Source organism: Comamonas sp. CAH-2 (assembly GCF_009668305.1).
Taxonomy (GTDB): domain Bacteria; phylum Pseudomonadota; class Gammaproteobacteria; order Burkholderiales; family Burkholderiaceae_C; genus Comamonas; species Comamonas aquatica.
Genome location: NZ_VSWF01000022.1, coordinates 43751 through 55323, shown reverse-complemented (window position 1 = coordinate 55323; position 11573 = coordinate 43751). Strand labels below are relative to the sequence as shown.

The following is an 11573-nucleotide window of genomic DNA, read 5'->3' as shown; positions in this document are numbered from 1 at the left end:
GTCTATGGAAGCGATGCTTGGAAGATGTGTCAAGATATATTCCGGAAGGAATATTTGAAGATAAAGAGTATGAAATACTCAAATTGGAATTTTTTTCTTATAGATTACTTGACGAAAAAAATGATATTTTACATATTGATCGTTTAATAAGAAAAGCACGAATTTGCTTTGAGCAAAGAATAAATGATAACTTTGATGTTAAATGGGCTCAGAAAATAGAAGGTGAAGATGTTAAATTAAAGATTAGTGTAGCAAACAATTTCCTTTTAAAATACCGATCTAATCCGATTAGTGATCTTTCAGAGCTTGTACTCAGAATGGATGTTATTTTTATAGAAGAAGGTGATTGCTATAGATATTTTAAAAGAATTGTTGATAGCTATAGAACAAAAAAATCAAAAAACAAAGTTGGTCTAGCCAAGTTCAATATGACAATTAAGTCATCTAATGCTGAATGGTTGCAGAATGTATCTGATTTTTATGGAATAAGTAGGTCTGATGTGATAAACCTGATAATAAGTCACCGCAAGGAGTTGAAGTTGGAGTCGTTCTTTGAGGAAAGAAAAAAAATGATGTTCCCAGAGTGAAGTGCTTCTTGGATGTCGGATCCCGGATGATTGGTTGCTGAAAAAAGCATCTGCTGCTTGCGCCAGGTGACAGGCTACATGTTTGGCGTTGCAGCAAGCTGGTGGTATGTGTATCAAGGTGCTGCAATGGTGCAGGTGTGAACTCTGTGCGTAAATAGTCTTGCCGCACATCGAAGCATGGCCATATACCAACATAGTTGGTGCTGCGATAGAGGTCGAACGAGCTGGGGGAAAACAGTAGGGGTTCGAGATGGTCAAGCACTCAAATGCAACCTAGTGGCGAAGCTACTGCCGTCATAAAGCACAAGCTTGCAGCAGGCGTGGGTATGAGTACGCGCTGGGTTGCTGTATTGGTGCAGCTTATGCTTGTGCGCTTGGGCCGCCTTCGGTCGGTAGTCGTGGTATCGGCGTGCTTTGATGTTGGGAGACTGGTCTTGACTTCGATTTGTGCAATAGCACATGGCTTCCTGCTTCGAAGACTTTGAGTACGTTCTAAAGAAAAAAGGCTGCACCTGTGAGGGTGCAGCCTTTGTTTTAAGTGGTACCTTATGTGGTACAGAAATCAAAAACTATTGTAAGTTGCTGATTTCATTATGAAGGTGGCGGAGGCTGTGAGATTCGAACTCACGGAAGGATCACTCCTTCGGCAGTTTTCAAGACTGCTGGTTTAAACCACTCACCCAAACCTCCGCAAGCTGACTATTTTACACATGGATTGGTACCTGCCACGGTGATATGGGGCTCTATGGGCGAGCGTTTGCCGGGGTGTTGGCGGGATTAGAAGCTCCTGATTAGAGAGCGTTGTACGCCTGTTGGTGCTTGCGTTGCAGTGGATTTGTTCGAACACCTCAATGACTGCATGCGCCAGCAGCTACTCTAATGCGAGCGCGCATAAAAAAACGCCTTCGCAAGGAAGGCGTTGGCAGGGGTCCGGTGAGGGCTTAGTCGGCGGTGGCGCCGGAGGCCTTGACGGCGTCGCCCCACTTCTTGATGTCGGCGTCGACCAGGGCGGTGAACTCCGCGGTGCTCAGGCCATAGGCTTCTGCGCCCAGGTCGGAGATCTTCTTCTTCACGCTGTCCTGGGCCAGGATGTCACGCACATAGCCGTTCATGCGTTCGGCCAGTTCCTTGGGCAGGTTCTTGGAGCCGATCATGCCGTACCAGGGTTCCACGTCGAAGTTGGTGTAGCCCAGCTCGTGCAGGCTCTTGACACCGGGGAACTTGGGCGAGGCGTGCTTGCTGGTGATGGCCAGGGCCTTGAGCTTGCCGCCGTCGATCTGGGGCTTGAGGGGCACTGGGTTGTCGATGCCGTACTGCACTTCGTTGGCCATCAGCGCAATGATCAGCGGTGCCGAGCCCTTGTAGGGGATGTGGGGCGACTTGGCCTTGATCTGCATGTGGAACATTTCCGCAATCATGTGCTGGGGCGAGCCGGCGCCGGCGGAGCCGAAGTTCAGCTTGTCCTGCTTGATCTGGGCGACCAGCTCGTCCACGCTGTTGATGCCGGAGGTGGCACCGGTGACCAGCAGGAAGGGCGCCTTGGCGATCGGGGTGATGGGCGTCAGGTCGGTGCGGGGGTTGTAGGGCACGCTCTTGTACAGCGAGGGCGAGATCACCACGGGGCTGCTGGAGCCGACCAGGAAGGTGCCGCCATCGGGCTTGGCGCGGCTGACGTAGGCCGTGGCGATGTTGCCGTTGGCACCGGGCTTGCTTTCCACGATGACGCTGGCTTGAATGCGCTTTTCCAATTCGAGGGCCACGATGCGGGCCAGCATGTCGCTGGTGCCGCCGGGTGCGTAGGGCTGCACCAGGGTGATGGTCTTGACGGGCCATGCGTCTTTGGCGTGGGCCACGGCAGGCAGCCCTGCGGCAACGGTCATTGCGGCGGTCGCAGCCAAAACGGTTCTTCTGAACATATCCACTCCTTGTAAGCCGGGCGCGTAAGGTTGGCGCCCCATCGTGATCACGGGGATGACCCAAAACAGTGCATTTGCACGTTTGTGAATCAGATTTAACCCGTACATGCTAACCCGCAGTCTTGTAGAAGACAGGCCCGTCTTGTGGCTAATTGCAAATATCGGATGTGGATATTACGTAGAAATCCTTGGATTTTTCAGACGACGGTTTTCTGTTTTGCAATGTAAAAAATGTTGCGTTGCAGCATGATTTATAAGGATTTTTTCCACCACGCCGATCTGGTCGGCGGGTCACAGGGCGGTATCAACCGGTGGTTCGGGCGATGAAGAACACCTTTTTCACGCGCTCGTCCACCTCCCAGTGGCCGGCAAAACCTTCGGGCAGCACGAAGCTGTCCCCGGCCGCGAAGCTGTGGCGGGTGCCGTCCGGATCGACCACGCGGCAACTGCCTTCGACGATGTGGCAGAACTCGACGTAGCCCGCGCAATGGGAGCGGAAGGCGCCGGCCGTGGCCTCCCAGACGCCGCTGCTGAGCTGGCCGTGCTGCGCGCTGAAGCTCTCCAGCGTCAGATAGTTGGTGTCGCCATGGATGGGGCGGCTGGGCCGGCCGGGCGTGGCCTGGCGCAGGTCGCGGGTTTCGATGCGGACAAGGGTGGCTGGGGTGGTCATGGTGGCGTGCTATTGAAAAAAGGAGCGTGTGGCGCAGGCAGCGAAAAAGCTTGGTGCGGATTCGTGCTGAAAACCCAGCGTTGGCGAGCGCGGCATGCTCTGATTTTGAAGGCATGCAAAAAGGCCTGCGTTGCCGCAGGCCCTGTCATACACGATCACTGCCGGGCGAGCCGCTCAGCGTTTGGGCAGCACGTCCAATTCTGCCGCGCTGGGCAGAAAGCTGCCGTTCCACACGGCCTGGACGGGGATGGGGCGCTTGGTGGCGTAGGCCTTGGCGACCTGTTCGGCCATCAGCTGCAGGCGTGCGGGGTTGAGCTGGCCAAAGCCTTCCTTGCGCGCGCCTTCGCTGTCGATGGCGGTTTCGATGGTCAGCTTCAGGCGCTTGACTTCCTGCGGCACGTTGACCAGGCCGTCCTTGGCCTTCATGGAGGCGATGGCCGCCTCGGGGTGGGCGATGCCTTCCTTGGCCCCCTTGGCGAAGGCCTTGAGGAAGGCGCGCACGGCCTCGGGCTTTTCGGCAATCAGCTTGGGGCTGGCGATGATGACGTTGCCGTACAGCTGCACGCCGTGCGTGGCATAGGGCAGGACCACCACGTCCTCGCGCTTGACGCCGCGGGCCTCCAGGTTCAGCAGGCTGGTGAAGGTGTAGCCGGTCACGGCGTCCAGGTCGCCGCGCACCAGCATGGTCTCGCGCAGCGGCGGGTCCATGGTGGTCCATTGCACCTCGCCCACGCCGTTGGCCTGCGCAAAGATGGGGAAGGTGCGGCGGCCGGCATCAAAGATGGGCGCGCCCAGCTTCTTGCCGGTCAGATCGGCGGCCTTGGTGATGCCGGATTTCTTCAGCGCCATGACCGAGGCCGGCGTGGTGTTGTAGATCACCATGATGGCCACGGGCTTGATGGGTGCGTCCGGGTTGTTGGCGTGGAATTCCATCAGCGCGGCCAGGTCGGCAAAGCCCAGATCGTGCGTGCCCGAGGCCACGCGCTGGATGGCGCCGGCGCCGCTGGCGGCTTCCACATTCACATCCAGACCTACGTCCTTGAAGTAGCCCTTTTGCTCCGGGTGCACGAACAGGGCGGCCGGGCCTTCGAAACGCCAGTCGAGCTGGAACTTCAAGGGTGTGGCCTGTGCGTGGGCGCTGGTCAGGGCCGAGGTGGCCAGCAAGGCGGCGGCAGCGGTCTGCAGGAATTGGCGTTTGCGCATGGTTCAACACAATCAGAGGGTGGAAGGAGCACGGGTTGAGCAAGATCAATGCCCGGATTGCATACACAATTGGCATGCAAGTTGCGGCGGTCCGGGGCACAGGTCGCCGCATGGCGACAGAAACGGAAAGCTCCATGACCGAAATCGATTTCTCCACCCTGGGTACGTACGAGCGCTACAAGCTCATGGCCAGCCTGATCGTGCCGCGGCCGATTGCCCTGGTGACCACGCTGGCCGAGGACGGCACGGTGAATGCCGCGCCGTTCAGCATGTTCAACATGGTGGGCGAGGACCCGCCGGTGGTCATGCTCAGCGTGAACAAGCTGCAGGACGGCCAGCTCAAGGACACGGCGGCGCACATCCTGCGCACCAAAGAGTTCGTGGTGCACCTGGCCGATGAACCGATTGCGGCCGCCATGCACCGCTGTGGGGACCGCCTGCCCGTGACCGAGAGCGAGCTGGCCTACACCGGCCTGCACACCACGCCGTCCCAGATGGTGCAGGTGCCGCGCATTGCCGAGGCGCCCGTGGCCTTCGAGTGCGTGCTGCACGAGCTGATGGAAACCGACAGCCGCTACGTCTTCATCGGCCGTGTGCAGTGGCTGGCGGTGCGTGACGGCCTGGTGGACACGGCGACGTGGCGCGTGAAGCTGCAGGACTACTTTCCCGTGGGCCGCTTTGGCGCCAGCTTCTACGTCACCTGCCGCGAGCGTTTTGCCATCGAGGCCCACGAAGGCAAGGCCGCGCTGCAGGGCGGCAGTGCCAGCACGGCCATTGATGAAATGTGAGCGGCGGGCGCTGGCTGTGCGTGGATTGCATGTGATTTCTGCTGGAAACCATCGCCAGGTGAGCGCAAGCCGCTACACATACTGAAGCGTTGATGCACAAAGCCCCGGGCCGTGCGGTCCGGGGCTTTGTGCATAGGGCATGCGCGGCGGTGGTGCGGCGGCGCGCCAACGACCACCGCCGGGGTCGGCGCTGTTCCGGCCTGGCGTGGCGGCAGGGCTTGGCTCACCGCCGCCTTGATCGCCTCAGGCCAGCCAGGGCTGCAGCCAGCCCAGGCCGTCGCGGGTGGCGTGCGGTGCCGCGCCCCGGGCGGGCTTGTATTCGCAACCGATCCAGCCGTCATAACCCAGCGTGTCCAGCAACTGGAACAGGTAGGGGTAATTGACCTCGCCCACATCGGGTTCGTGGCGCTCGGGCACGCCGGCGATCTGGAAGTGGCCGACGTTGCCGGTGGGCAGGTACTGGCGGATCTTCATGGCCAGGTCGCCTTCGACGATCTGGCAGTGGTACAGGTCCATCTGCACCTTGACGTTGGTGGCGCCAATCTCGGCCACCAGCGCGTGGGCCTGGTCCTGGCGGCTGAGGAAGAAGCCCGGCATGTCGCGGCCGTTGATGGGCTCCAGCAGGATCTGGATGCCATGGACAGCGGCCTGCTCGGCGGCGTAGCGCACATTCGCCACGTAGGTGGCGCGCACGGTGGCGGGGTCGACATCCTGGGGCACCAGGCCGGCCATCACGTGGATGCGCGGGCACTGCAGGGCCTGGGCGTAGGTGATGGCGCGGGCGATGCCCTCGCGGAACTCGGCCTCGCGGCCGGGCAGGCAGGCGATGCCGCGCTCGCCCGCGTCCCAGTCACCGGGCGGGGCGTTGAACAGCACCTGCTGCAGGCCGTGCTGGCGCAGCAGGGCGGCCAGTTGCTCGGGCGTGTAGGCGTAGGGGAAGAGGTATTCCACGGCCTTGAAGCCATCGCGCGCGGCGGCGGCAAAGCGGTCGAGGAAGTCCACGTCGTTGTAGAGCATGGACAGGTTGGCAGCAAAACGGGGCATGGTTGCTCTCGGGGTTCAGCCTGCGGGCGCCAGGGCCTGCAGACCAGGAATGGATGGGTTCACCACGACGCGCCAAAGGTCTGGCGCAGCTCGTCGATCTGCGCCTCGCTCAGCGGGGCGGGGGGCTGGTGGCGGCACAGCTGGAAGAGCTGGGCGGTTTCTTCCAGCTCTTCCAGCGTGGCCATGGCGGCGGCCGGGCTGTCGTGCCAGACGTTGGGGCCCAGGCGCGCCAGCATCACGGCGCGGATGGGGCGTCCGGCTGCGGCATAGCGCTCGATCGCCTCGACCACGGCCTGCGCCGCCTCGGGGGCCCCAGGGCGGTGGTAGGGAATGTGCGGCACGCGCCCGACCTTCATCACGAAGTAGGGGGTGAGGGCGGGCAGCAGCTCGGCCTGCGGCGTGGCCGCACCGGCCTGCAGCGAACAGGCCACCAGGTGCGTGCTGTGCGTGTGGATCACACAGCCGGCGGGTGCCGCCGTGGTGGCGCTGGCCTCGTAGATGCGGCGGTGCAGCAAGATGGTCTTGCTGGCCCGGTCGCCGCTGAGCTGCTGGCCCTGCAGGTCCAGCTTGGCCAGGCGTTCGGGCTGCAGTGCGCCCAGGCAGGCATCGGTGGGCGTGATCAGGTAGCCATCGGCCAGGCGCACGCTGATGTTGCCAGCCGTGGCGTGCACATAGCCGCGCTCGAACAGCGAGCGCCCCACGCGGCAGATTTCCGCGCGGGCGTGGGCTTCGGTCAGAAAGTCGGTGGGCATGGGGGCTTTCGGGGCCAGGCCAGGGCCGTGAAGGCCTTGGTGAAGAAGTCCGGGGTTCCGAAGTTGCCCGACTTGAGCGTGATATGCAAGCCCTGGCGGGCGGCGGGCGAGGCCGCGTGGCACCATGGCACGCCGGGGTCGATCTGGCCGCCGATGCGCATCTGCTCGATCTCCAGCGCCTGCACGCATGCGCCCGAGGTCTCACCGCCGGCCACGACCAACTGGCGCACGCCCAGTTCCACCAGACCGCGGGCAATGCCGGCAATGGTCTGCTCGACCATGGCGCCGGCCTGCTCCACGCCCAACTGGCTCTGGATGGCCTTGACGGCCGCGGGCTCGGCGGTGGAGTAGATCAGCACCGGGCCGTGGGCGATCTTGCCCTGGGCCCAGGCCAGGGCTTCGGCGCGCACGTCCTGGCCGGCGGCGATGCGCAGCGGGTCGATGGCCAGGGCCGGACGGCCGGACTGGATGAAGTGCAGCACCTGCTGGTTGGTGGCCACCGAGCAGCTGCCCGAGACCACCGCCTGCAGGCCGCTGGCGGCGGGCAGGGCTGCTGCCTGGTCGGTGGGCTGCAGGCCAAAGTTGGCGGGCAGCGCAATCGCCACGCCCGAGCCGGCAGTGACCAGGGCCATGTCGGACAGGGCGGGGCCCATGCGCAGCAGGTCGGCGTTGGACACCGCATCCACGATGGCGATGCGCACGCCTTCGGCCTTCAGCGTCGCGATGCGGGCGCGGATGGCGGCTTCCCCCTGGGCGACCACGTTGTGGTCGATCAGGCCCACCTTGCGCTGGCACTGTGCCTGCAGCACGCGCACCAGGTTGGGGTCGGTCATGGGGGTCAGCGGGTGGTTCTGCATGCCGCTTTCGTTGAGCAGCACATCGCCCGCGAACAGGTAGCCCTTGAACACCGTGCGCTTGTTGTCCGGGAAGGCCGGGGTGGCGATGGTGAAGTCGCAGCCCAGGGCGTCCATCAGTGCCTCGGTCACGGGGCCGATGTTGCCGGCGGGCGTGCTGTCGAAGGTGGAGCAGTACTTGAAATAGATCTGCTGCGCACCCTGGGCCTGCAGCCAGCGCAGGGCGTCCAGCGACTGGGCAATGGCTTCACTGGCCGGGATGGTACGCGACTTCAGGGCCACGACCACGGCGTCGGCCTCGGTATCCAGCGGGGCCTGGGGCACGCCGATGGTCTGCACCACGCGCATGCCGGCGCGCACCAGGTTGTTGGCCAGGTCGGTGGCGCCGGTGAAATCGTCGGCAATGCAGCCGATCTTCAGGCGGGCGGGGCTGCTCATGGCTGGCCTTCGTCGTTGGCTGCCTTGGGCAGGGTGATGCCGGGGAAAATCTTGATCACGGCGCTGTCGTCTTCCTTGGCAAAGCCGGCGGTGGAGGCCTGCATGAACATCTGGTGCGCGGTGGCTGCCAGCGGCAGCGGGAATTTGGTGGCGCGGGCGGTGTCCAGCACCAGGCCCAGGTCCTTGACGAAGATGTCCACGGCCGACAGGGGGGTGTAGTCGCCGGCCAGCACGTGGGCCATGCGGTTTTCGAACATCCAGCTGTTGCCGGCGCTGTGGGTGATCACGTCGTAGATGGCGGCGGCGTCCACGCCTTCACGCAGGCCCAGGGCCATGGCTTCGGCGGCCGCGGCAATGTGCACGCCGGCCAGCAACTGGTTGATGATCTTGACCTTGCTGCCCGCGCCGGCCTTGTCACCCAGGCGGTAGACCTTGCCGGCCATGGCGTCCAGCACGTCGCCGGCGGCCGCGTAGGCGGCGGGCGTGGCCGAGGTCATCATGGTCATCTGGCCCGAGGCGGCCTTGGCCGCGCCGCCGGAGATGGGGCCGTCCACGTACAGGATGCCGCTTTGGGCCAGGCGTGCTTCCAGGGCGATGGACCAGTTGGGGTCGACCGTGGAGCACATGATGAAGGTGTTGCCTGCGCGCATGGCGGCAGCAGCGCCGTGCTCGCCGAACAGCACGGATTCGGTCTGCGCGGCGTTGACCACCACGGACACCACGACATCCACCTGGGCGGCCAGATCGGCCGGCGAAGTGCAGGCCACGCCGCCATCCTTGGCGAAGTCATCGGCCGCGCCGGGGCGCACGTCACAGACATGCACGCTGTAGCCGTTGTTGCGCAGGGTTTTGGCAATGCCCAGGCCCATGGCGCCCAGGCCGATGACGCCGACTTTTTTCTGAGTCATTTGAGAAGTTCCAATCGAAAGAGGATGTTGCGGAAGCAAACGCAAACGCCGGGCAGGCCCGGCGTGGAAGAAGACAAGAGCTGGATCAGGACGCCAGGACCCAGATCAACCAGGTCAGCAGGAAGCCGGCCAGCCCCAGGATGGTGGTCAGCACCGTCCAGCTGCGCAGCCCGTCGGCCACGCTCAGTCCCAGGTAACGGGTGACGATCCAGAAGCCCGAATCGTTCACGTGCGACAGGCCCAGACCACCGAAGCCGATGGCCACCGTGAGGATGGCGACCTGCAGGGCGCTGTAGCCACCGCCGTTGATGCTTTCGGCCAGCAGGCCGCAGGTGGTCAGGATGGCCACGGTGGCCGAGCCTTGGGCGGCACGCAGCGCCAGGGAGATCACAAAGCCCAGCAGGATCAGGGGCAGGCCGGTGCCGGCCAGCGCCTGGGAGAGGGCGGTGCCGATGCCGCTGACGGTCAGCACCTTGGCAAACACGCCGCCGGCGCCGGTCACCAGGATCACGGTCGCAGCCGCAGGCAGAGCCGATTCCATCACCTCATTGGTGCGGGTGCGGGTCCAGCCCAGGGGGCGCACCAGCAGCACAAAGGCCAGGCCGATGGCGACCATCAGGGCGAACACCGGGGCACCGGTGAACGACATCAGGTTGCGCAGGCTGTCGCCCTTGGGCAGCAAGGTGGCGCCGGTGGTGCCCAGCATGATCAGTGCCAGGGGGGCGAGGATCAGCGTCAGCACGGCGGCCACGCTGGGCAGCTTGCTGGACGTGGAGGGGGTCGAGGCGTCGGTGCCGAACTTGTGGAACTGGGCTTCGGCATCGGGCTGCATCGCGTAGTCGCGGCGGTTGAGCTTGCCGCCCACGTACTGGGCCAGGAAGGCCAGGGGAATGCAGGTGGCCAGGCCGATCAGCGTGATCCAGCCCACATCGGCCGACAGCACGGCCGCGCCGCCGACGATGCCGGGGTGCGGGGGCACCACCACGTGGGTGGCCAGCATGATGCCGGCCACGGGCAGGCCGTACTTGACGGGGTTGACGCCCGCGGCCTTGCAGAAGCCGTAAATGATGGGGATCAGGATGATGAAGCCCACGTCGAAGAACACGGGGATGGACAGCACCAGGGCTGCGGCCGTCAGGGCGGCCGGCACGCGGCGCGGGCCCAGGATCTGGGTGAAGCGCTGTGCCAGGGTGTTGGCGCCGCCAGACACCTCGATCATGCGGCCCAGCATGGCGCCCAGCGCCACCAGGATGGCCACTGAGCCCAGGGTGCCGCCCATGCCGGCGATCAGGGTGGGAATGATTTCGGCCACGGGGATGTTGGTGGCCAGGGCCACCAGCAGGCTGACCAGCATCAGCGCTACGAAGGCGTGGACTTGCAGGCGGATGATCAGGACGAGCAGCAGCGCGATGCTGCCCCCGGCAATGCTCAGGAGGGCAAGGGTGGACATGGAAATGTGTCTCGAAGTTTGTAATCAGGGAGGCGCGCAGCACCGCTGCTTTGCCTGCTTATATTGTCATCATACAAATTTTTCGCACCAAGAAACCCCGGGAAAGTGCGTATGCCTGACGACCACGCGTGGGGTGTTGCGCCGGCGCGCCGTTTTACAGCGCGTCCGGCAGCAGCACCTGGGCCAAGCGGCGGCCATCCTGCGCCCAGAAGGCAGGATCGGCCTGGCGGATGCGGGAAATGGCGTTGTTCATGTGCGCGGTGGCGGCGGCGCGGGCCGCGGCGGGGTCGCCGGCCTCGATGGCCTGCACGATGCCGGCGTGCTCCTGCGTCACGGCGGTGGAAAAATCGGTGCGCCGCGCTTCATTGGCCCGGGTCACGCGCGTGGCGCCGGCCAGGATCTGGGACAGGTAGTCCAGGGTGTTGAGCAAAAACGGGTTGCGCGCGGCCTGGGCGATGGCGCGGTGGAAGGCCACGTCCTCGCTGACCCCGTCGCGGCCCTGCTGCACCGCATCGGCCAGGGCCTGCACGGCCGCGTGGATGCGGCGGAGGTCCTCGGGGTTGCGGCGCGCGGCGGCCAACTCGGCCACCTCGGCCTCCAGGGCGCGGCGCACTTCGACGATCTGGATCACCGCCTCCTGCGAGGCGGCCTGGGTCTTGTCCAGGTCCAGTGGCTCGATGCGGGCCGCCTGCACGTAGACGCCGCTGCCCTGCTTGGATTCCACCAGGCCACTGGATTTCAGGCGCGAGATCGCCTCGCGTACCACGGTGCGGCTGACGCCAAACTGCGCGACCATGGCCACTTCGGTGGGCAGGCGGTCGCCCGGGCGCAACTGGCCCTGCCGAATGCTGGATTCGAGGGATTGGGCCACTTGATCGGCAAGCGACGTACCGGCCTTGACGGGCTCAAAGGACACTGGCATGCGGTGGGGGGGGGGTATCGGGGCGGTCAGGGCCGCCTGCA

At 63.9% G+C, this 11573-nt stretch carries 11 protein-coding genes and 1 tRNA gene; 2 read left to right on the top strand and 10 right to left on the bottom strand.

Going from position 1 to position 11573, the window contains the following annotated elements:
- On the top strand, positions 1–587 hold a 587-nt coding region (locus FYM52_RS12750; RefSeq protein WP_238826204.1), incomplete at its 5' end, for a hypothetical protein.
- 600 nt (positions 588–1187) lie between these two features.
- Here FYM52_RS12750 and FYM52_RS12745 read toward each other — a convergent pair.
- The 4 genes from FYM52_RS12745 to FYM52_RS12730 all read right to left on the bottom strand — a co-directional run bounded on the left by FYM52_RS12745 (position 1188) and on the right by FYM52_RS12730 (position 4376).
- Positions 1188–1277: transfer RNA gene (locus FYM52_RS12745), tRNA-Ser, on the bottom strand.
- A 251-nt stretch (positions 1278–1528) separates the two neighbouring features.
- A complete protein-coding gene (locus FYM52_RS12740; protein ID WP_231499193.1) occupies positions 1529–2467 on the bottom strand; it encodes a tripartite tricarboxylate transporter substrate binding protein in 939 nt (312 codons plus the stop codon).
- A 340-nt stretch (positions 2468–2807) separates the two neighbouring features.
- A complete protein-coding gene (locus FYM52_RS12735; protein WP_043384335.1) occupies positions 2808–3173 on the bottom strand; it encodes a cupin domain-containing protein in 366 nt (121 codons plus the stop codon).
- Between the two features lie 174 nt (positions 3174–3347).
- Positions 3348–4376, bottom strand: coding sequence for an ABC transporter substrate-binding protein (locus tag FYM52_RS12730; RefSeq protein ID WP_154164363.1), 1029 nt, complete (start codon positions 4374–4376; stop codon positions 3348–3350).
- A 134-nt stretch (positions 4377–4510) separates the two neighbouring features.
- Here FYM52_RS12730 and FYM52_RS12725 point away from each other — a divergent pair, with 134 nt between their 5' ends.
- Positions 4511–5164, top strand: coding sequence for a flavin reductase family protein (locus tag FYM52_RS12725; protein ID WP_154164362.1), 654 nt, complete (start codon positions 4511–4513; stop codon positions 5162–5164).
- Between the two features lie 243 nt (positions 5165–5407).
- On the opposite strand, the gene otnI is transcribed toward FYM52_RS12725, so the two are convergent.
- From otnI to FYM52_RS12695, 6 genes are all read right to left on the bottom strand, one after another.
- Entirely contained in the window at positions 5408–6208 is an 801-nt protein-coding gene (gene otnI, locus FYM52_RS12720) for a 2-oxo-tetronate isomerase (protein WP_154164361.1), read from the bottom strand.
- 59 nt (positions 6209–6267) lie between these two features.
- Complete coding sequence (locus FYM52_RS12715; protein ID WP_154164369.1) at positions 6268–6945, bottom strand: aldolase; 678 nt, start codon at positions 6943–6945, stop codon at positions 6268–6270.
- Complete coding sequence (gene otnK, locus FYM52_RS12710) at positions 6942–8252, bottom strand: 3-oxo-tetronate kinase (protein ID WP_154164360.1); 1311 nt, start codon at positions 8250–8252, stop codon at positions 6942–6944. The genes FYM52_RS12715 and otnK overlap by 4 nt, the downstream gene beginning before the upstream one ends.
- Positions 8249–9160 carry an L-threonate dehydrogenase gene (ltnD, locus tag FYM52_RS12705; RefSeq protein WP_154164359.1) on the bottom strand — a complete coding sequence of 304 codons (912 nt, stop codon included), beginning with the start codon at positions 9158–9160 and terminating at the stop codon, positions 8249–8251. The genes otnK and ltnD overlap by 4 nt, the downstream gene beginning before the upstream one ends.
- 85 nt (positions 9161–9245) lie before the next feature.
- Positions 9246–10610, bottom strand: a complete 1365-nt coding sequence (locus FYM52_RS12700) for a GntP family transporter (RefSeq protein WP_154164358.1) — start codon at positions 10608–10610, stop codon at positions 9246–9248.
- A 154-nt stretch (positions 10611–10764) separates the two neighbouring features.
- The gene (locus FYM52_RS12695; RefSeq protein ID WP_154164357.1) at positions 10765–11532 is read right to left on the bottom strand and encodes a FadR/GntR family transcriptional regulator; all 768 of its coding nucleotides are present in this window, start codon (positions 11530–11532) and stop codon (positions 10765–10767) included.
- Positions 11533–11573 lie beyond the last annotated feature (41 nt).